General features: G+C 70.0%; 17 protein-coding genes. 8 read left to right on the top strand and 9 right to left on the bottom strand.

Annotation, left to right across the window (positions count from 1 at the left end):
- Positions 1-5: 5 nt before the first annotated feature.
- The 4 genes from Pka01_RS25355 to Pka01_RS25340 form a co-directional block, all read right to left on the bottom strand.
- A complete protein-coding gene (locus Pka01_RS25355) occupies positions 6-1,082 on the bottom strand; it encodes a Gfo/Idh/MocA family protein (RefSeq protein WP_203885377.1) in 1,077 nt (358 codons plus the stop codon).
- Complete coding sequence (locus tag Pka01_RS25350) at positions 1,079-1,903, bottom strand: ThuA domain-containing protein (RefSeq protein ID WP_203885376.1); 825 nt, start codon at positions 1,901-1,903, stop codon at positions 1,079-1,081. Before Pka01_RS25350 ends, Pka01_RS25355 begins: the two co-directional genes overlap by 4 nt.
- A 454-nt stretch (positions 1,904-2,357) precedes the next feature.
- Entirely contained in the window at positions 2,358-3,722 is a 1,365-nt protein-coding gene (gltX, locus tag Pka01_RS25345; protein ID WP_275414508.1) for a glutamate--tRNA ligase, read from the bottom strand.
- Positions 3,715-4,485, bottom strand: a complete 771-nt coding sequence (locus Pka01_RS25340) for a fumarylacetoacetate hydrolase family protein (RefSeq protein ID WP_203885375.1) — start codon at positions 4,483-4,485, stop codon at positions 3,715-3,717. Before Pka01_RS25340 ends, gltX begins: the two co-directional genes overlap by 8 nt.
- 153 nt (positions 4,486-4,638) lie before the next feature.
- Here Pka01_RS25340 and Pka01_RS25335 point away from each other — a divergent pair, with 153 nt between their 5' ends.
- Positions 4,639-5,013, top strand: coding sequence for an antibiotic biosynthesis monooxygenase family protein (locus Pka01_RS25335; protein ID WP_203885374.1), 375 nt, complete (start codon positions 4,639-4,641; stop codon positions 5,011-5,013).
- Positions 5,014-5,031: 18 nt separating this feature from the next.
- On the opposite strand, the gene cimA is transcribed toward Pka01_RS25335, so the two are convergent.
- On the bottom strand, positions 5,032-6,606 hold the full coding sequence (cimA, locus tag Pka01_RS25330) for a citramalate synthase (protein WP_203885373.1): 1,575 nt from the start codon (positions 6,604-6,606) through the stop codon (positions 5,032-5,034).
- A gap of 309 nt (positions 6,607-6,915) precedes the next feature.
- Between cimA and Pka01_RS25325 the strand changes: the two genes are divergently transcribed.
- The gene (locus Pka01_RS25325) at positions 6,916-7,569 is read left to right on the top strand and encodes an O-methyltransferase (RefSeq protein WP_203885372.1); all 654 of its coding nucleotides are present in this window, start codon (positions 6,916-6,918) and stop codon (positions 7,567-7,569) included.
- 250 nt (positions 7,570-7,819) lie between these two features.
- On the opposite strand, the gene Pka01_RS25320 is transcribed toward Pka01_RS25325, so the two are convergent.
- The 3 genes from Pka01_RS25320 to Pka01_RS25310 all read right to left on the bottom strand — a co-directional run bounded on the left by Pka01_RS25320 (position 7,820) and on the right by Pka01_RS25310 (position 11,088).
- Positions 7,820-8,911, bottom strand: coding sequence for a branched-chain amino acid aminotransferase (locus tag Pka01_RS25320; RefSeq protein ID WP_203885371.1), 1,092 nt, complete (start codon positions 8,909-8,911; stop codon positions 7,820-7,822).
- A gap of 146 nt (positions 8,912-9,057) precedes the next feature.
- Complete coding sequence (locus tag Pka01_RS25315) at positions 9,058-10,104, bottom strand: 3-isopropylmalate dehydrogenase (protein ID WP_203885370.1); 1,047 nt, start codon at positions 10,102-10,104, stop codon at positions 9,058-9,060.
- Positions 10,105-10,149: 45 nt separating this feature from the next.
- Positions 10,150-11,088 (bottom strand): ROK family protein, encoded by a 939-nt coding sequence (locus Pka01_RS25310; protein WP_373318186.1) that lies wholly within the window; start codon positions 11,086-11,088, stop codon positions 10,150-10,152.
- 433 nt (positions 11,089-11,521) lie between these two features.
- On the opposite strand from Pka01_RS25310, the gene Pka01_RS25305 reads away from it, so the two are divergent.
- From Pka01_RS25305 to Pka01_RS25290, 4 genes are read left to right on the top strand one after another with little or no spacing between them, the layout of a single operon-like run.
- Complete coding sequence (locus Pka01_RS25305; protein ID WP_203885368.1) at positions 11,522-12,625, top strand: sugar ABC transporter substrate-binding protein; 1,104 nt, start codon at positions 11,522-11,524, stop codon at positions 12,623-12,625.
- Positions 12,626-13,345, top strand: a complete 720-nt coding sequence (locus tag Pka01_RS25300; RefSeq protein ID WP_203885367.1) for an ATP-binding cassette domain-containing protein — start codon at positions 12,626-12,628, stop codon at positions 13,343-13,345.
- Positions 13,342-14,529, top strand: a complete 1,188-nt coding sequence (locus Pka01_RS25295) for a sugar ABC transporter permease (RefSeq protein ID WP_203885366.1) — start codon at positions 13,342-13,344, stop codon at positions 14,527-14,529. Before Pka01_RS25300 ends, Pka01_RS25295 begins: the two co-directional genes overlap by 4 nt.
- Entirely contained in the window at positions 14,526-15,524 is a 999-nt protein-coding gene (locus tag Pka01_RS25290) for an ROK family protein (RefSeq protein WP_203885365.1), read from the top strand. The genes Pka01_RS25295 and Pka01_RS25290 overlap by 4 nt, the downstream gene beginning before the upstream one ends.
- A gap of 582 nt (positions 15,525-16,106) precedes the next feature.
- Here Pka01_RS25290 and serA read toward each other — a convergent pair.
- Positions 16,107-17,696, bottom strand: a complete 1,590-nt coding sequence (serA, locus tag Pka01_RS25285) for a phosphoglycerate dehydrogenase (protein ID WP_203885364.1) — start codon at positions 17,694-17,696, stop codon at positions 16,107-16,109.
- A gap of 314 nt (positions 17,697-18,010) precedes the next feature.
- Between serA and Pka01_RS25280 the strand changes: the two genes are divergently transcribed.
- Positions 18,011-18,874, top strand: coding sequence for a hypothetical protein (locus Pka01_RS25280; RefSeq protein WP_203885363.1), 864 nt, complete (start codon positions 18,011-18,013; stop codon positions 18,872-18,874).
- Between the two features lie 72 nt (positions 18,875-18,946).
- A complete protein-coding gene (locus Pka01_RS25275) occupies positions 18,947-20,341 on the top strand; it encodes an MFS transporter (RefSeq protein WP_203885362.1) in 1,395 nt (464 codons plus the stop codon).
- The last annotated feature ends 6 nt before the right edge of the window (positions 20,342-20,347 follow it).

Raw genomic sequence — 20,347 nt, 5'->3', positions numbered from 1 at the left:
CCGGCCTACGCCTCGCCTTCGTCGGCGACGTCGACTTCCTCGTCCTTCTCCGCGGACCGGTAGAGCGCGTCGACGATGATCGACCGCCGGAGGCCCTCGACCCCGCGATGCGCCCCCCATTCGCCCGATCGCACCGCCGTCACGAACTTCTCGACGACGTCGGAGTGGCCGCCGCCACGCGGGACCACGGGGAAGGTCTCCGCAGGCGTCCCGGCCACGTCCGTCGAGATCTGCAGGACGCCGGCGGGGGCGTAGTCCTTGATCACGAGGGTGGCGGCCCCCTTCGTCCCGTGCAGGGTCACCGCCATCTCGTTGCCCGAGATCGGCGCGTGCAACGCCCAGCTGGCCTCGAGATAGATGCTCGCCCCCGACCGCGTACGCAACATGCCGCCGGCCAGGTCCTCGACCTCGTACCCCGCCGGGTCGCCGCCGGCCGCCGCGATCGAGGCGGGCACCAGTTCGGCGTGCGTGAACCCGGACGCCCGCGTCACGACCGGCTCGTCCATCAGGTGGAGGACGAGGTCGAGCATGTGCACGCCGAGATCGATGAGCGGTCCTCCGCCCGACCGGTCCCTGCGGATGAACCACGTGTCGCCGACCGTGTGCCGCCGCCGGGTCCAGGCCGCCTTGACGTGGTAGATCCGCCCGAGGCCGCCTTCGTCGACGTAACGCCTGAGGGTGCGGACGTCGCCGCGCTCCCTGTGGTTGAACACCGTCCAGAGGACACGATCGGCGGCCACGGCGGCGTCGACCATGCTCCGCCCCCGCGCCGCGTCCAGAGCCAGCGGCTTCTCGCACAGCACGTGCTTGCCCGCCTCCAGCGCGGCGACGGCGATCCGGTCGTGCAGCCAGTTGGGGGCGGCGACGCTGACGACGTCGAGGTCGTCACGCGCGACCAGATCCTCCCAGTCCGTGTGGAGATGCGGAACGCCGAGCCGGTCGCCCACCGCCGCCAACCGCTCCGGCTCCTGTGCCGCGAGGGCGTGCACCTCGACTCCGGGAAGCCCCGCGTAGGCCTCCGCATGGGTGACGCCGGCCCAGCCGAGCCCAACGACGCCCGCACGGAGGGGGGCGCCGCTCACCGCGCGCCCTCCTTCGCCTCGGCGGCGAGCGCCTCGGCCTGGGCGGCTCCCTGCTCAGCGATCTCCTCGTCGTACCAGCCGGTGCCGCACAGCTCCGGCGCGTACTCGCGGTCGAGCACGCCGGCCGTCGGCGCCGCCCACTCCACCCCGTTCGCCAGAACGCGGCCGACAGCGGGATGGTGGTAGACGGGGTACTCCTGGTCGCCCGGGCTGAAGTAGAAGATCTTCCCGTGACCCCGGTGGAAGCAGCAGCCGCTCCGGAACACCTCGCCGCCGCTGAACGAGCTGATGAAGACGAGCTCGTCGGGCGCCGGGATGTCGAAGAACTCGCCGTACATCTCCTGCTCGGGGATCACGATGGGGACGGGCACGCCCCGCGCGATCGGGTGCGCGGGGTCCACGCTCCACACGAGCTCACGGTCGTTCCCGTTTCGCCAGCGCAGCCGGCAGCTCGTGCCCATCAACGCGCGGAACACCTTGGAGAAGTGGGCCGAGTGCAGCACCAGCAGGCCCATTCCGCGTCGCACCCGGTCGACGACCTTGGCGACGACCTCGTCGGAGACGTCCTGGTGGGCCCGGTGGCCCCACCAGGTGAGCACGTCGGTCGTCTCGAGCACGTCGTCGGTCAGGCCGTGCTCGGGCATGTCGAGCGTCGCGTGCCGTACCGTGACGCGCGCCCCCAGCTCGCGCTCGAGTGCGTCGCCGATCACCGCGTGCATGCCCCGGGGATAGTTCGCACGCACGGACTCGTCGTGGCGCTCGTGGAGGAACTCGTTCCAGATCGTGACGCGGATCGGGCGATCCGTCGGACGTTCAGACAAGAGAGTGTCCTTTCAGTGGGGGGACGGGCGACCGTCACCAGGTCATGCTCCCCCGGGACACATGATCACAGCCCTCGGAAAGGGTTCGGCCACCGGCCCGGTGCCGGTGGCCGATGAGATCACGCGGGGACGTCCCCGGTCCGCGCCGCGGACCGGGGACCCCCGGCGATCGGGCAGGTGAGACGGCGTCAGCGTGAACATGGCCGACCGGTCCTCACTGCCGCCCGCGTCGGTGTCGACGCCATAGTCGAGCTGGATCAACGGCAACGGGGCGGGCGTTTCCGGATCGGCGGTCGCCGATCGCGCGAAAACCGGACAGTATTTTTTGACTGCCGGCAAGTTCTGAAGGCAGACGTGCACGCCGTACGACACCGGCGTGCGGAAGGGCGCGCGCGATCACCTCCGTGTGGGCGAACCGGCCCACACGGAGCTGTGTGTGATCAGGCGCGTACGGTCAGGAGAGCTTCGCGAGGACGGTGCGCAGCCGGTCGAGGGAGCGTTCCCTGCCGAGGACCTCGATGGACTCGAACAGCGGCAGGCCCACCGTCCTGCCGGTGATCGAGACCCGCACCGGAGCCTGGGCCTTGCCGAGCTTGAGCCCGTGCTCGGCGCCGACCTCCTCCAGCGCGACCTTGAGCGACTCCGCGTCCCAGCTGACCGACTCGAGCCGTTCGGCGTAGCCGGAGATGATCTCGGCCGCGCCCGGCTTCATCGCCTTGTCCCAGGACGCCTGGTCGAAGACGGGCTCCTCCAGGAAGAGGAAGTCGACGTTCGCCGTGATCTCGGAGAGCACCGCGATGCGGGTCTGGGCGAGCTCCGCCACCCGGGCGAACACCCCGCGGTCCCACGCCGGATCCAGCCACGGCTCGCAGCGGGCGGCGAAGACGTCGAGCGGCAGCGCCCGGATGTACTCGCCGTTGAAGGCGCGCAGCTTCTTCTCGTCGAAGAACGCCGGCGACTGGTTGACGTCCTCCAGCCGGAACAGCGGCATCATCTCCGCCCAGGGCAGGATCTCGCGGTCGTCGCCGGGTGACCAGCCGAGCAGCATCAGGTAGTTGACCATCGCCTCCGCGAGGTAGCCCTCGTCCCGGTAGGACTCCAGGGCGACCTTGTCGCGGCGCTTGGACAACTTCTGCCGCTTCTCGTTGACGATCACCGGCACGTGCGCCCACTGGGGCGGCTCGGCCCCGAGCGCCTCCCAGAGCAGCTGCTGCTTGGGCGTGTTCGACAGGTGCTCCTCGGCCCTGACCACGCTGTCGATCCGCATCTCCATGTCGTCGACCACGTTGGCCAGGACGAACAGCGGGGAGCCGTCGCCGCGGACGATCACGAAGTCCTCCATCGCCGAGTTCGGGAACTCGACCCGGCCGCGGACCCTGTCGTCCACCACGGTGATGCCGTCGTCGGGCGTGCGGAAGCGCACCGCGCCCTCGGTGAGGCCCCGGTCGCGGCAGTGGCCGTCATAGCCCTGGTGCTCGGAGCCCGTCCTGGCCTTGACGTCGTCGCGGGTGCAGGTGCAGTGATAGGCCCTGCCGTCCTTCAGCAGCTTCGCCGCGGCCTCGCGGTGCTGCTGCTCATAGGCCGACTGGAAGTACGGACCCTCGAAGTGCGGCGAGTCCCCGTTGATGCCGATCCAGGCGAGGGCGGAGATGATCCCCTCGGTCCACTCCGGCCGGTTGCGCGCCGCGTCGGTGTCCTCGATGCGCAGGACGAAGGTGCCGCCGGACTGTTCGGCGAGCGCCCAGTTGAACAGCGCGGAGCGTGCCCCTCCGACGTGGAACATGCCGGTGGGCGAGGGGGCGAAGCGCACCCTAGTCACGTGAGACCACCCGGTTCGTGAGAGTTCCGATTCCTTCGATGCCGACGCTGACCTCGTCGCCGACGGACAGCGGGCCGACTCCGGCGGGCGTGCCCGTCAAGATGACGTCGCCCGGCAGCAGGGTCATGAAAGCGGTCACGTGCGCGATCAGCGCCGGGATGTCGTGCAGCAGCAGCGACGTGCGCGCACTCTGCCGGAGCTCGCCGTTGACCGTGGTGGTCAGCGCGAGGTCGCTCGGGTCGAGGTCCGTCTCGATCCACGGGCCGAGCGGGCAGAACGTGTCGAAGCCCTTGGCCCGCGTCCACTGCCCGTCCTTGGACTGGAGATCGCGGGCGGTCACGTCGTTGGCACAGGTGTAGCCGAAGATCACGTCGTACGCCCGCTCGACCGGCACCTCACGGCACAGCCGGCCGATGACCACGGCGAGCTCGCCCTCGAAGTCGACGCGCTCCGTCAGCTTCTCCGGGTACGCGACGGCCTCACCCGAGCCGATCACCGACGTGCTCGGCTTGAGGAAAACGATCGGCTCCGCCGGAGCCTCGTTGCCCATCTCCTTGGCGTGGTCGGCGTAGTTGCGTCCGATCGCGACGACCTTGCTCGGCAACATCGGGGCGACCACGCGGACCTCCGCCAGCGGGTACCGCTCACCCGTGAGCTGGACCCCGCCGAAGGGGTGACCGTCGATCTTGGCGATGACCTGCTCGCCCTCTTCCACCACTCCGAAAGCGACCCCGTCGCCCGTGGAGAACCTCGCGATACGCACGTCACGAGCCTAGTGCCGATCGACGAGTGGTCACACTCGCATTTGCGCCCGCGGCGAGCCGCCTGCCCGGCCGGGCCGTACTGTCGCCGTAAGGTGGTCCTTGGTGACCGGACGGTCACCGTCCTACGAGCATCGAGTCTTACGGGAGTCCATGTGCCTTCGGTCGTGAAGATCAATGTGCTGACGGTGCCCGAGGAGATGCGCGAGCAACTGGAGAAGCGGTTCGCCAACCGAGCCGGGATGGTCGAGTCCTCCGACGGGTTCGAGTGGTTCGAGTTGCTGCGGCCCGTCGACGGGACGGACCGCTATCTCGTGTACACCCGCTGGCGCAGCGAAGACGACTTCCAGCGCTGGCAGCAGAGCCAGGCGTTCCAGGCCGGTCACGCCCGGGCGGCGGCGGAGGCCGGCGCCCAGGGTCACGGCCACGGGCAGGGGCAGGGGCACGGCCACGGGCAGGGCCCCGCCGCGTCCGGCTCGGAGCTGTGGTCGTTCGAGGTCGTGGAGAGCGCCGCGCCCCGCCGGCCCTGACCCGCCCCCACACGAAGATCAGACGGTGTGGCCCGCGCGCAGCAGCCCGTACGTCACGGCCTGCTCGAGCGCCTGCCACGAGGCCTCGATGATGTTCTCGTCGACGCCCACGGTCGCCCACTCGCCGGTCGCGTCACTGGAGGTGATCAGCACGCGGGTGACCGCGTCCGTGCCGAGCGTGCCCTCCAGTATGCGCACCTTGAAGTCGACCAGCTGGACGGCCGCGAGCTCGGGGTAGAGCTGCTCGAGGGCCAGCCGTACGGCCTTGTCGAGCGCGTTCACCGGGCCGTTGCCCTCGCCCGTGGCGACGATCCGCTCACCCTTGGCGTGCAGCTTCACGGTGGCTTCGCTGACGATGTCCCCGGCGGGACGCCGTTCGACGATCACCCGCCACGACTCGACCGAGAAGTGCCGCTTCCGCTCGCCCGCGACCGTGTCGCGGAGCAGGAGCTCGAAGGACGCGTCCGCCGCCTCGAACGTGTGGCCGCGGGACTCCAGCTCCTTCACCCGGTCGACGAGCTGCCGTGACTGGTCGGAGGAGAGCCGGTAGCCCAGCTCGCGGCCCTTGAGCTCGACCGACGCCCGGCCGGCCATGTCGGAGACCAGCATCCGCATGTCGTTGCCGACCTCCGCGGGGTCGATGTGCTGGTAGAGGTTGGGGTCGACCTTGATCGCCGACGCGTGCAGCCCCGCCTTGTGCGCGAACGCCGAGGTCCCGACGTACGGCTGGTGCGAGTTGGGGGTGACGTTGGTCACCTCGGTGATCGCGTGGGCGATCCGCGTCATGTCGCCGAGCGACTGCCTGGGGACGAGGTCGAAGCCCTTCTTGAGCTGGAGGTTGGCCACGACCGTGAACAGGTTGGCGTTGCCGGACCGCTCGCCGTACCCGTTGGCGCAGCCCTGGACGTGGGTGGCTCCGGCCGCGACGGCGGCGAGGGTGTTGGCCACGGCGCAGCCGGTGTCGTCGTGGCAGTGGATGCCGATCCTGGCGCCCGTGCCCACCGCGGCGTGGACGACGCCCCCGAGCTCGTCGGGCAGCATGCCGCCGTTGGTGTCGCACAGCGCGATCACCGACGCCCCCGCCTCCGCCGCCGTACGGAGGACCTCCAGCGCGTACGACGGGTTGGACTTGTAGCCGTCGAAGAAGTGCTCGGCGTCGAGGAAGACGCGCTGGCCCTCCGCGCGCAGGTGGGAGACCGTGTCGCGGATCATCGCGAGGTTCTCCTCCAGTGTCGTCCGGAGGGCCAGCTCGACGTGCCGGTCGTGGCTCTTGGCGACAAGGGTCACGATCGGCGCGCCCGACTCGCGCAATGCGGCCACCAGTGGGTCGTCGGCGGCCTTCACTCCGGCCCGGCGGGTCGCGCCGAACGCGGCGAGCTGCGCGTGCTTCAGGTCGAGCTCTGTTCGGGCTCGCCGGAAGAATTCGGTGTCCTTGGGGTTGGCGCCCGGCCAGCCGCCCTCGATGAAGCCGATGCCGAGGGCGTCCAGGTGACGTGCGACCGCCAGCTTGTCGGCCACCGTGAGGTTGAGCCCTTCCTGCTGGGCGCCGTCACGGAGCGTCGTGTCGTACACGTGGAAGCCGTCGTCGGCCATTGCTCTGTCTCCTTCGCGGTTGTCCATGTCGCCGCGCGCGCTTCCCGGGGATTCCGGCCAAACAAAAAGACCCCCCACGGACGTGAGAGGTCTGCGCGCCGGCGTTGTCCCTTTAACCGGCGCGCCCGCTGATAATGAGCAGGCTGAAGCGCATAGTGCCTTGCAGTCTGCCATACGACTTCAGCATTTGGCACATCGATCTCGAATGACGAGACGCCGATCAGGCGGGGACACGCCCCTGATCACGACCCCAAGGATGTCCGAATAGCCATATTTCGGGGGATATTCGCGTTGTCTAGGGTGGTCGCCATGAAGGCTGCCAATTTCATCGACGCCGCAGTGGCCGAGTACGCCGTCTCACACACCACCCCACCCGACGATCTGCTGCTCGCCCTTGCGGAGGAGACGCGGCGGGTCACCGGCGGGAACGCCGGCATGCAGATCGCCCCCGAGCAGGGCACGTTGCTCACCATGCTCGTGCAGCTCACGGGTGCACGCCAGGCCGTCGAGGTGGGGACCTTCACCGGCTATTCGTCGATCTGCATCGCCCGCGGCCTGCCGTCCGGCGGGCGCCTCCTGGCCTGCGACGTGAGCGACGAGTGGACGTCGATCGCGCGGCGCTACTGGGACGAGGCGGGCGTGGCCGACAAGATCGAGCTCCGCCTCGGCCCGGCCGCGGAGACCCTGCGGGCGCTGCCCGAGCAGGAGTGGATCGACTTCGCTTTCATCGACGCGGACAAGGTCGGCTACCCCGTCTACTACGAGGAGATCCTCGCGCGACTCGCACCGGGCGGCCTGATCGCCGTGGACAACACGCTGCAGCACGGGAAGATCACCGACCCGTCGTACGGCGGCAACGTCCCGGGGATGCGCGCCTTCAACGACCTGGTCGTGGATGATGCACGCGTCCGCACGGTGCTGGTGCCGATCGGCGACGGGCTGACCCTGGTCCGCAAGGGCTGACCCAGGTCCGCGAAAGGCCGGCCTGGCCGGCTTGCCCCTTCCCCTGCATGGTCACGGCCGGTGGAAGGCCTGGTCGGAGGGCCTTCCATCGAATCCGTGCATGATCACGCGGGGGGAGGGTGCAGGTCGCGGGGACCTTTCCCGAACCCGTGCATGATCACGCGGGGGGTGGGGGGTGGGTGCGCGGACCTGTGCGTGATCACACCCAACCCCAACCCCAACCCGACCCCAGCCCACCCGCCGGGTGGGGTCAGCAGATCTTGTGGACCCAGTTGTGGGTGTCGGGGCGGGTGCCGAACTGGATGCCCATCAGCTCCTCACGGATCTTGAGGGTGACCGGGCCGGGGGTGCCGTCGCCGATCGTCCAGCCGCGGTCGGAACCCTTGACCGTGCCCACGGGCGTGACGACGGCGGCGGTCCCGCACGCGAAGACCTCCGTGAGCTCCCCCGCCTCGCAGGCCGACTGCCACTCCTCGATGGAGATCTTGCCCTCCTCGGCCTTGATCCCGAGCTCGCCGGCCATGCTCAGGATCGACTCACGGGTGATGCCGGGGAGCAGGGTGCCGGTCAGCGCAGGGGTCACGAGGCGGTCGCCGAAGACGAAGAACAGGTTCATCCCGCCCATCTCCTCGACCCAGCGGTGCTCGAAGGCGTCGAGCCAGACGACCTGGTCGCAGCCCTCCTCGACGGCCTGGCGCTGGGCGACGAAGGCGGCCGCGTAGTTGCCGCCGCACTTGGCGAACCCGGTGCCGCCGGGGGCCGCCCGGGTGTACTCGGTCGACAACCAGACCGAGACGGGCCGCACACCGCCGGAGAAGTACGACGCCGCCGGCGAGGCGATCACCATGTACCGGTAGTTCCGCGACGGGTGGTTCACCCCGAGCCCGGTCTGCGTGGCGATCATGAAGGGGCGCAGGTAGAGGCTGTGCCCCTCGGCGGTCGGCACCCAGTCGCGGTCGGTCTGGACGAGCAGTTCGAGTGATTCGACGAACGTCTCCTCGGGCAGTTCCGGCATCGCCATGCGCAGGGCGGACCGGTTGAACCGGGCGGCGTTGGCGTAGGGGCGGAACGCCACGATCGACCCGTTGGACTGCCGGTAGGCCTTGAGTCCCTCGAACAGCTCCTGGGCGTAGTGGAACACCGAGGTGGCGGGGTCGAGGAGCAGCGGCCCGTACGGCTCGAGCCGTGCGTCGTGCCAGCCGCGTCCTTCCGTCCAGTCGATGGAGACCATGTGATCGGTGAACGTCTGCCCGAAGCCGGGGCTCGCCAGTACCTGCTCCCGCTCGGCCACGGTGCGGGCCTGCTGGTTGAGCTGCACGTCGAAGCTGAGCTGGGTGGTCATGGCGTGGATCCTTCTCTCTACGTCGTCATCTTCATTGTGCGACGAAGCGGCTAACGGAAACCTAGGGCATGCGATGGGTATGAAAAAGCGCACGGCGGCCCGAACCGGGCCGCCGTGCGCTGTGGAAGGGGGTGAGCGGCCCGGACTCAGCCGGCTACTCGTGCGGCGATGTCGTCGCCGATCTCGCGGGTCTGCCTGCCCGATCCGGCCACCTGACGACCGAGCAGGTCGTCGGCGACGGCCTGCTCGACCCGGGCGGCCACGGCGCCGAGGCCGACGTGGTCGAGGAGCATGGCGACCGACAGGATCGTCGCCGTGGGGTCGGCCTTGCCCTGGCCCGCGATGTCGGGCGCGCTACCGTGGACCGGCTCGAACATGGACGGCGAGGTCCTGGACGGGTTGACGTTGCCGCTGGCCGCGAGCCCGATGCCGCCCGCGACGGCCGCGCCGATGTCGGTGAGGATGTCGCCGAAGAGGTTGTCGGTGACGATCACGTCGAACCGCTGCGTCTGGTTGACGAAGAACATCGAGGCCGCGTCGACGTGGCAGTAGTCGGTCGTGACCTCGGGATACTCGACGCTGACCCGGTCGACCGTACGGGCCCACAGGTCGCCGGCGAAGGTCAGCACGTTGGTCTTGTGGACCAGGGTGAGCTTGCGGCGCGGCCGCGCCTGCGCCTTGTCGAAGGCGTAGCGGACGACGCGATCGACGCCGAAGGCCGTGTTCAGGGACTCCTGCGTGGCGATCTCCTGCGGCGTGCCGCGGCGCAGGACTCCGCCGGCTCCGGCGTACAGGCCCTCGGTGCCCTCACGGACGACGATCATGTCGAGGTCCTCGGGGCGGACGCCGGCGAGAGGGGTCTCCACACCCGGATAGAGCTTGACCGGGCGCAGGTTCACGTAGTGGTCGAGCTCGAAACGCAGCCGCAGCAGCAGGTCGCGCTCCAGGACGCCCGGCGGGACGCTCGGGTCGCCCACCGCGCCGAGCAGGATCGCGTCGAAGCCGCGAAGCTCCTCGAGCACGCCGTCGGGGAGGGTCTCCCCGCTCAGGTGGTAACGCTTGGCTCCCAGGTCGTACTCGACCGTCTCCGCCTTGACGCCCGCGGCCTGAAGGACCTTGAGGCCCTCGGCGACGACCTCGCCGCCGATGCCGTCACCGGGGATCACCGCCAGGCGGATGCTGCTCGACTCCATGCGTGTACCTTACCGGCTCGTCTCGGAGGTCGAACAACGGTCTCATCATCCGAGCGGCGTCGTGGCCACCGCGCGCTCGAAGACGAGATCACGGGCGGTGGTGAGCCCGAAGGCCATGGCGCCGAGGAGCACCGCGTCAGAGCCCAGTGTGGAGCTCTCGATCCGCGGCGGCCTCAGCGCGACGAGCGACTCCAGCCGTCTGGCGACGGGCTCGATCAGCAGGTCGCCCGCCTGCGCCCCGATCCCCCCGCCGAGGACGACCAGTTCGGGGTCGAGCACGGCGGTGACGCCCGCGAGCGCGTGCGCGACGTGGTCGGCCTCGGCCGCGACGACCCTGCCGGCGATCTCGTCGCCCGACCTGGCCGCGTCGAAGACCTCCTTGGCCGTGGCCGCGACCATGCCGAGCCGTCCCGCCGCGGCCACCACCCCGTCGGCGGACGCGACGGACTCGAACATGCCGCGTCCCGGGTTGACCAGCGGATCCCCCTCGCCGACCGGCAGGTAGGAGATCTCGCCCGCCGCCCCCTGGGAGCCGCGGTAGAGCTTGCCGTCGATGACGACGCCCATGCCGATCCCGGTGCCGATGGAGACGTAGACGAAGTGGGACACGCCCTGCCCGAGACCGTAGGCGCCCTCCCCCACCGCGGCGAGGTCGACGTCGTTCTCCACGACGTACGGCGACTCGGTGACGTCGGCGAGCCGCTCGACCGCGCCCGGCTGTTCCCAGCCGGGGAGATTGGGGGCGAGCCGCAGGATCCCCGTCTCCTTGTCGTGGATGCCGGGGGTGCCGAACACGCTGAGCGTGATGTCCGCGCGGGCCATGCCCGCCTCGGCGGTGAGCTGGTCGACGATCCCCGACAGCTGGGTGAGCACCTCGTCGTAGCTCTCCGCCCGCGACGGCTCGTCCCTGCGCGCGACGATGTCGCCGACCAGGTCGGCGAGCGCGAGCCTGACGTAAGCCCGGCCGATGTCGACCGCCAGCACCGCGCCCGCCTGCGGGCGGATCTCGTACAGCAGGGCGGCGCGACCGGCGTTGCCGGTCCGCAGGCCGACGGGGCGGACCAGTCTGGCACGCTCCAGATCGGCGAGCGCCATGGAGATCGTCGGCTTGGACAGCCCGGTGGCCTGAGCGAGCTCGGGCCGGGAGACCTTGCCGAGCCGAAAGATCTCGCCGAACACCGCCCGCTCGTTCATCACCCTGAGCAGGCTCGTCGTGTTGGCGGTCCCGCCGCTCATACTCACCACGTTCCCAAGGTTGACATACCCGCCGCGGAAGGCGGGCCAGTTGATCATCAGTGGATCGCCCTGCACCATGCGGCCTCCGCGAACGTGATCTTCCCCAACCCCTAGTCATCCCACCTGATAGTAAATTACCTTTCTTATCAACCCCCCGGGTCGTGAGAAAGGATCGTGTCCAATGCGTCGAGGAACGCCGGCCATATCCGCTGCCATATCCGCCGCGGCGCTTCTGCTCGCCGCGGCATGCGGGAACGGTTCGACCACGGGCTCCACGCAGCCCGGAGGAGAGGAGGGCGGCGGCGGCAAGACCATCGCCCTCTTCCTGCCCGAGTCGAAGACGACCCGGTACGAGGCCTTCGACCGGCCGCTGTTCGAGGCGAAGGTGAAGGCCCTCTGCGCGGACTGCGAGCTCCTCTACTCCAACGCCGACCAGGACGCCACCAAACAGCAGCAGCAGGTCGAGGCCGCCCTGACCCAGGGCGCCGACGTGCTGGTGCTCGACGCGGTCGACGCCGCGGCCGTGGCCCCGCTGGTCAACCAGGCCAAGCAGAAGAACGTGCCGGTCATCGCATACGACCGTCTGATCTCCGGCATCGGCTACGACTACTACGTGTCGTTCAACAACGTCCGGGTCGGTGAGATGCAGGGGCAGGGCCTGCTCGACGCGCTGACCGCGGCCGGGACGGTGGACAAGGGCCAGATCGTGATGATCCACGGCTCCCCGACCGACCCCAGCTCGGCCGACTACAAGAAGGGCGCACACAACGTCCTCGACGGCAAGGTCAAGATCGGCCGGGAGTTCGACACGCCCGACTGGAGCCCCGACAAGGCACAGCAGGAGATGGAGCAGGCCATCACCGCCCTCGGCCGGGAGAACATCGTGGGCGTCCTGTCCGCCAACGACGGCATGGCCAGCGGCGCCATCGCCGCCATGAAGCGCGCGGGCTACAGCACCATGCCGCCGATCACCGGCCAGGACTCCGAGCTCGCCGCCGTCCAGCGCATCCTGAGCGGCGACCAGTACATGACCATCTACCTCGACATCAGGGCCGAGGCGGAGAAGTCGGCCGAGCTGGCGGTCGCGCTGGCCAAGGGCGACAAGCCCACGGCGCCCACCACCATGAACAACGGCACCGCGAGCATCCCCTCGTTCCTGCTCGACCCCATCCCCGTCACCGCGGACAAGATCGCCGGGACCATCGTCAAGGACGGCTTCTACAAGGCGTCCGACATCTGCACACCGGAGCTCAAGGACGCGTGCGCGAAGGCGGGCATCCAGTAGATGATCTCCGCGAAAAACGTGTCCAAGCGTTACGGCGCGGTCCAGGCTCTCCAGGAGGTGAGCCTGGACCTGCACCCCGGCGAGGTCGTCGCCCTGGTCGGCGACAACGGGGCCGGCAAGTCGACCCTGGTGAAGGTCATCGCCGGCGTGGTCGGCCCCGACTCCGGAGGCGTCACGATCGACGGCGAGCCGGCGCACATCGGCAACCCGCACGACGCCCAGCGGCTCGGCATCTCGACCGTCTACCAGGACCTCGCGCTCTGCGAGAACCTCGACGTCGTGGCCAACCTGTACCTCGGCGCGGAACGCCGGAAGTGGTCGTTGCTGAGCCACATCCGCATGGAACGATCCGCGCGTGACCTGCTGACCTCGCTCGATGTGCGCATCCGCGACATCAGGGTGCCCGTGGCCATGCTCTCCGGCGGCCAGCGCCAGTCGGTGGCCATCGCGCGCGCGCTGATCGGCGAGCCCCGCCTGGTCATCCTCGACGAGCCGACCGCCGCCCTGGGCGTCGAGCAGACCGCCCAGGTGCTCGACCTCATCAGGCGGCTGCGCGAACGCGGCCTCGCCGTACTGCTCATCTCCCACAACCTCGCCGACGTGCGCGCCGTCAGCGACCGCGTCGTCGTGCTGCGTCTCGGCCGCAACGCCGGCGAGTTCCGCACGGCCGACGCCACCCAGGAGTCGATCGTGGCCGCCATCACCGGAGCCGCCGCATGAACGCCGCCACCGTCACGCGAAAGCCGTACACGCCGAAGGAGGCGGTCGAGCGGCTGCGGCACGGGGACCTCGGCGCCTGGCCGGTGGTCGGCGCCCTGGTCGCGATCGCCGTGGTCTTCGGCTCGCTCAACGAGCACTTCCTGTCCCCGGAGAACCTCACGAACCTCGCGCTGCAGATGGCGGCGACGGGGACGATCTCGCTCGGCATCATCATGGTGCTCCTGCTGGGCGAGATCGACCTGTCCGCGGGATCGGTCAGCGGCCTGTGCGCGGTCGTCATGGCCATCCTGTCCGTACGGCAGGGCTGGAACCCGATCCTGGCGATCGTCGTCGCCCTGGCGGCCGGAGCGCTGGTCGGCCTCCTGCACGGGATCATGTTCACCAAGCTCAGGATGCCGTCGTTCGTCGTCACGCTCGCCGGTCTGATCGGCTGGCAGGGCCTGCTGCTCTACCTGCTCGGCGAGGGCGGCATCGTCAACCTGCCCTTCGACGGCTTCGTCGCCAAGCTGAGCGACACCTGGCTGCCGGCCTGGCTCGCCTGGACGATCGTCGCTCTGCTGGTCCTGACCTCCGGCGGGTCGAGCCTGGTCAACCGGCGGCTGCGGCTCGCGGCCGAGCTGCCCGTGCCGCCGGCGTGGTGGGCCGCCGTCAAGATCGGCGCGCTGACCGCGGTGCTGGCGGGAGCCGTACTGGTCATGTCGGCCGACCGGGGCGTGCCGCTCCTCCTGGTGATCTTCGGCACGCTCGTGGTCGCCTTCGACCTCGTGCTGCGGCACACGGCCTTCGGCCGGTGGATGTACGCCGTCGGCGGCAACGTCGAGGCGGCCAGGCGGGCGGGCATCAGCGTGACCCGGATCCGGGTGCTGGCGTTCGTGTTGTCGTCCACGCTCGCGGCCTTCGGCGGCATCCTGTCGGCGAGCCGCCTGTCGGCCGTCAACCAGGGCTCGGGCGGCAGCGACATCCTCCTCATGGCGATCGCCGCTGCGGTCATCGGCGGAACGTCGCTGTTCGGCGGCCGTGGGCGGACCTACGCGGCGCTGCTCGGCATCCTGGTCATCCAGTCGATCACGAACGGCATGTTCCTGCTGAGCGTGGACTCCTCCGTCAGGTACATGGTCACCGCCGCGGTCCTCGCGCTCGCCGTGGCCATCGACTCGCTCGCCCGGCGCGGCAGCACCACGTGAGCGGAACCGCGAGGCCGCTCCCCCACGTGCTGGGCATCGATTTCGGGGGCACCAAGGTGGCGCTCACCGTGGCACCGGCGGGTGCCACGGGAGCGCCCGGGGCGACGCTACCGGTCCTGGAGGTGACGCGCCTGGAGACCCGCGGCTTCGAAGGGGCGGCCGAGGTGGTGCGCCGCACCGTGGAGGCCTGCCGTGCGCTGCTCGCCTCGCGGGCCGGAGAACTGGTCGCGGTCGGCGTGTCCACATTCGGCATCGTCCGCGACGACGTCGTACGGCTCGCGCCCAACGTGCCGGGGTGGGAGGGGCTGCCACTGCCCGGGCTGCTGCGGGAGGAGTTCGGCGGGACGCCGGTGTACGTCGCCAACGACGTGAAGGCCGCGACCACCGCCGAACTGAGGTGGGGCAACCTCGCGGGGGTGCGTGACGGGATCTACCTCAACCTCGGCACCGGGCTCGCGGCCGGGCTCGTCGTCGACGGCCGGGTGGCCCGGGGCTCGCACGGCGCGGCGGGCGAGATCGCCTACCTCGCCCGTCACGCGGACGACCTGCGCGTCCCCCGACACGCCGCGGTCGCGGCGCGCGTGCAGGACGGAGCGGAGCCCGACGCCGCGCGGGCGCATCTGGAGGAGTACGTCTCCGGGATCGCGCTGGCCGAACGCGGCACCGAACTGCTCGGCAGTCCGGTGACCGCGGCCCAGTTGTTCGAGCGCGGCGACGAGCCGCGCGTGCGGACCCTGCTCGAGGACGCCCTCGACGCGCTGGGGCTCGCCGTGGCCAACCTCTGCGTCACGCTCGACCCGTCCCGCGTCGTGGTCGGAGGCGGCATGATGGGCGCGGCCTCGTCGATCATGCCCCGCCTGCGCGAGGCCGTACGGCAGGCCGTGCCGTACCCGCCGGAGGTCGTGCCGGCGCGTTTCGTGGACGACGCGCCCCTCTACGGGGCGATCGCGATGGCGTTGGACGGGGACACGCCGGCCACCCGGCCGATCATGTGAGGGCGTGCCCCCGGGGACCGGTGAAGGTCAGCGCTGCGGCGAGCCGCCGTTGTCACGCCGGTCGAGGGCGGTCTGCAGCGCGGAGGCGGCCTCGTCTTCCGCGTCTTCTGGCCGATTCCAGGGATACATCTCGTACATGGCGGATCTCATCTCCAGGAAAGGAATGCTGGGAGGCGGATTCCGGTCGCGAACCCGGGGCTCATGACTTTCGAGCTCCGGCGCGGATCACACGCCCTGGAACCGAGAAGCCACTGGCCGGCACGCGCCGCACACCGCGGCGGGTCGCCGGCCTGCCATGATCAGGCCCCGCCGCGGCAGGTAAGGAGTACGAACACCTGGCGCGTCATCACCAGTCAGGTTACCCCAGTATCTTGTAGGACGACCTAGCATCTCACTTACTGAGATGAAGTCTCACCTGCATCACCGGCCTGACCAGGCACGTTCGTCTCTTTTGCCTCCTGGATCCCACCTGTTACATGAGGCCGGTCACGTGAGGGACCCGGAAAACGGAACAGGGAGCCGATCGGCGATCGGCTCCCTGTTCGGGTGTTCGGCGGCGGCCGCGGGGCCGCCGGTCGGTGCTCAGTCCTCGAGGTCGACCGTACGGCCGCTGTCGGCGCCGATCTCGGCGCCGATCTGCTCGACGACCTCGGCCGGGATGGCCGAGTCGACGGTGAGCGCGATGAGGGCCTTGCCGCCCTTCACGTTCCGGGAGACCTGCATGGAGGCGATGTTGACGCTGTGCTCGCCGAGCAGGTGGCCCACGATGCCCACGATGCCGGGACGGTCGGTGTAGGTGAAGAACGCCAGGTGGTCGGTGGGCTCGATCTCCATCGCGAAGCCGTTGACCTCGACGATCTTGGTGATCTGCCGGGGACCGGACAGCGTGCCGGAGACCGACACCGTGCGGCCGTCGGCGAGTACACCCTTGACGGTGATCACGTTGCGCCAGTCGGGGCTGTCCGAGCTGGTCACCAGCTCGACCACCACACCGCGGTCCTTGGCGAGGAGCGGGGCGTTGACGTAGGTCACCGCGTCGGTGACCACGTCGGTGAAGACGCCCTTGAGGGCGGCGAGTTCGAGCACGCGCACGTCCTGGGCGGCGATCTCCCCGCGGACGTCGACGTCGAGGCGGGTCGCCACCTCGCCCGCGAGAGCGGTGAAGATGCGCCCGAGCTTCTCGGTGAGCGGCAGGCCCGGCTTGACGTCCTCGGCGACGGCGCCGCCCTGGACGTTGACGGCGTCCGGCACGAACTCGCCGGCGAGCGCGAGCTTCACGCTGCGGGCGACCTGGGTGCCGGCCTTCTCCTGGGCCTCGTGGGTGGAGGCGCCGAGGTGGGGCGTCACCACGACCCGGTCGAGCTCGAACAGCGGGCTGTCGGTGCAGGGCTCCTTGGCGAACACGTCGATGCCGGCGCCGGCGACGCGGCCCTCCTTGATGGCGGAGTAGAGGGCGTTCTCGTCGATGATGCCGCCGCGGGCGACGTTGATCAGGCGCACGGACGGCTTGACCTGGTGCAGCTCGCGGTCGCCGATGAGACCGACGGTCTCCTTCGACTTCGGCAGGTGCACGGTGATGAAGTCGGACTTCTCGAGGATCTCCTCGAGGGAGACGAGCTGCACGCCCATCTGCGCGGCCCGGGCCGGCTGCAGGTAGGGGTCGTAGGCGATGAGCTCGACGCCGAACGGCTGCAGGCGCTGCGCGACCAGCTGGCCGATCTTCCCGAGGCCGAGGATGCCGACGACCTTGCCGTCGAGCTCGACTCCGGTGTACTTGGAGCGCTTCCACTCGCCGTCCTTGAGCGCGGCGTGGCCCTGGGCGACGTTGCGGGCGCTGGCGAGGATCAGGGCGACGGTGTGCTCGGCGGCGCTGGTGATGTTGGAGGTCGGCGCGTTGACGACCATGACACCGGCCTTGGTCGCCGCCTCGACGTCGACGTTGTCGAGTCCGACGCCCGCACGGGCGACGACCCGCAGCTTCGGCGCCGCGGCCACGGCCTCCGCGTCGATCTGGGTGGCACTGCGGACGATCACGGCGTCCACGTCGGCGAGCGCGGGCAGCAGCTGCGCCCGGTCCGCGCCGTCGGCATGTCGGACCTCGAAGTCCGCGCCGAGGACGGCGAGACCAGCATCGGAGAGCTCTTCTGCGACAAGTACGACGGGCCTAGTCACTGGTCAGTCCTTCGGAAGTGCGACGGCTCGGACACGCGCGAGTCTAGCCGGAGCTTGTGAAAGCTCTCACGAGCGATCCGCCATCCGAGACGGAACCCGTGTGGATTCCACGAAGGCAGGGGTTCGGCGCGCCGGGGCCGGGGGTCTCCTGTGACTACAGAGAACGGTGAGGCCTGTGCCGATGTGGGCACTAGTGGGCTTGTTTACCCAACTTGGACCGGTCCTATCCGTACAGCGGTCGTCTTGGTATTGAAAGCACCCAATCTTGACGATTAGCCTGCTTAAGCCATGGTTCTCTACCTATCGTTCAGCATATGAGCATCGGGAACCCCTCCCTCGGCGAAGTGCTCGCGCAGCACGGCGGACCCCAGGAGTTGCTTGCCGCTTTGGCGGAGTGGGGCATCCTGGTGGCCGTCCGGCCCGACCGCTCCGTGGTGCTCGGCACTACCCAGAACGGCGAGCGCGTTCTGCTCGGCTACACCGGACCCGCGACCTACGCGCGGCACAACGGGAGCCACTCCCTGTCGGTCTGCGACGCGGACACCATCCTCGACATCCAGCGCGTCACCGGAGTCCGGGAGGTCGTCATCGACGCCGCCGGCCCCGCGGCGGCCGCCGTGCCGATCGAGGACCTCCAGCGATATCTCCGGACGACCCGCACCGGCCCCACACCCGCGCTGAACAGGCAGACCACCCCTGTCCCCGCGGCGTACGCCACGGGGGCCATGGCGGCCATCACCAGCGCGCACATGCCGCGAAGCGCACCCGTCCCGGCGTCCGCCCCCGTGTCGTCGTCGTGGGTGCCCGCGCCGCGGCAGCACGCGCCGACCGCCGCGCCGGTGGTCGATCCCAGCTATCGCCGGACGAACCATCCGATCCTGCCCGCCCTCCGGGTGGCGATCGGCGAGATGCTCCGCGATTTCCCGCTGGTCCACCACGTGTGGATCTCCGAGGCGCGGACCGCGGCCGGCTCGTCGGGGATCATGCTGCACGTCAAGGTGCACACACCGTCCGCGGACGACATCGTCAAGAGCCTGCACCGCCGGGTCCGGGCGCAGCTGCCGCAACTCGCGGCCAGCGAGGCGCCCGCGCTCATGGCCCGCGTGGCGGACTCCCACACCGAGCGCCGGATGATCGAGCTCGGAGCACACGTCGTCTGCGCCGACGTCACGGACTGAGCACCGCTCCCGTACCCGGATTGCGATCTAGAAACTCTTCCGGTCGGGCGCTTGCTCGGCTTGAATTGCGGCATGGTATCCGCGGCGGCCAGACCCCCCTCGAACGTGTCGACCGGCGTGCGCCTCGGGTACGCCGTCGGCTCGTTCTGCTCGGCGAACTTCACGACCATCCCCGGGCTGCTCCTGCTCTACTACATGACCAACGTGCTCGCGGTGCCCGCGCTGCTCGCCGGCATCGTGGTCTTCCTGCCCAAGGCCTGGGACCTGATCGCCAACCCGCTCGTCGGGCAGTGGTCGGACCGCACGACGTCACGGTGGGGCCCGCGGCGGCCGTGGCTGCTCGCCGGAGCGGCCGTGCTCCCGCTCTTCTTCGCCCTGATGTTCATCGGCCCGCCGCTCAAGGGCGTCCCGGCCGGGATCTTCGTCGGCGTGATGTTCCTGATCGCCGCGACGGGGTTCGCGCTGTACGAGGTGCCGTACAAGGCCATGCCGGCGGAGATGACCACCGACTACCACGAGCGGACGTCGCTGCTGCAGTGGCGCATGATCTTCATCGCGGTCTCGATCGGGCTCAGCGGGATCGTCGCGCCGCTCATCGCCGGTCACACCGTGGACGGCTACCGCACGATGGGCATCGTCTTCGCCGTCATCCTCCTCGCCGCGATGATCGGCTCGTTCTACGGCACGGCGCGGGCGCCCTTCACCGGTCAGCAGCAGTCCGCGGGGTCGTTGCGGGCCCAGTTGCGGGCGGCCCGGACCTCGAAGCCCTTCCTCTGGCTGCTCGGGCTCAGCTCCGCCCAGACCCTCGCCGCCGGCGTGATGCTGGCGGGCGCGCCCTACTTCGCCGCGTACACGCTGGGCGACCCTGACGCGAAGACCACGCTCTTCGCCGCTCTCGTCGGGCCCATGCTGGTGACCATGCCCCTGTGGGTGTGGCTGGCCCGCAGGATGGACAAGCGCGGCGCGATGGTCCTCGCCGGCTCGCTGTTCGCGCTCGGCGACCTCCTGGCAGTCGGCGCTCCCACCCTGGGCTCGCTGTACGCCCACCTCGCGGTGGTGGTGGTCGGCGTCGGTTACGCGGGCCTGCAACTCCTCCAGTTCTCCATGCTGGCCGACGTGATCGCCTACGACGGCGCCGTCAGCGGCGAACGCAGGGGCGGCGTCTTCACCGGCCTGTGGACGGCCGCCGAGAACGCGGTCGCCGCCTTCGGCGCGACGATCTACGGCGCGGTCCTGGCGCTGGGCGGCTTCATCTCCTCCGACCCGGAGAACCCGGTGACCCAGCCGGAGAGCGCACACACCGCCGTCATCGTCGGCCTCACCGCCATCCCCGCCGTGATCACCATCCTGGGCGTCTGGATGACCCTCAAGTACGACCTCTCTGCCGAGCGCCTGGCCACGATCACCGCCTCGGAACCGGCCCCGGAGCCGAAGGGGACACCGGAGACGGCGGCGCCGGAGGCCTGACACCGC

The sequence above is a fragment of the Planotetraspora kaengkrachanensis genome, assembly GCF_016862895.1.
GTDB lineage: Bacteria > Actinomycetota > Actinomycetes > Streptosporangiales > Streptosporangiaceae > Planotetraspora > Planotetraspora kaengkrachanensis.
The sequence above is the reverse complement of the archived record's forward strand: the minus strand, read 5'-3'. Positions and strand labels throughout refer to the sequence as shown.

Excerpts from the sequence above, each read along its gene's own strand:
- cimA (WP_203885373.1), bottom strand. The coding sequence starts at position 6,606 with ATGGCCGACGACGGCTTCCACGTGTACGACACGACGCTCCGTGACGGC.
- Pka01_RS25325 (WP_203885372.1), top strand. The coding sequence starts at position 6,916 with ATGAAGGCTGCCAATTTCATCGACGCCGCAGTGGCCGAGTACGCCGTC.
- Pka01_RS25320 (WP_203885371.1), bottom strand. The coding sequence starts at position 8,911 with ATGACCACCCAGCTCAGCTTCGACGTGCAGCTCAACCAGCAGGCCCGC.
- Pka01_RS25315 (WP_203885370.1), bottom strand. The coding sequence starts at position 10,104 with ATGGAGTCGAGCAGCATCCGCCTGGCGGTGATCCCCGGTGACGGCATC.
- Pka01_RS25305 (WP_203885368.1), top strand. The coding sequence starts at position 11,522 with ATGCGTCGAGGAACGCCGGCCATATCCGCTGCCATATCCGCCGCGGCG.
- Pka01_RS25300 (WP_203885367.1), top strand. The coding sequence starts at position 12,626 with ATGATCTCCGCGAAAAACGTGTCCAAGCGTTACGGCGCGGTCCAGGCT.
- Pka01_RS25295 (WP_203885366.1), top strand. The coding sequence starts at position 13,342 with ATGAACGCCGCCACCGTCACGCGAAAGCCGTACACGCCGAAGGAGGCG.
- Pka01_RS25280 (WP_203885363.1), top strand. The coding sequence starts at position 18,011 with ATGAGCATCGGGAACCCCTCCCTCGGCGAAGTGCTCGCGCAGCACGGC.
- Pka01_RS25275 (WP_203885362.1), top strand. The coding sequence starts at position 18,947 with ATGGTATCCGCGGCGGCCAGACCCCCCTCGAACGTGTCGACCGGCGTG.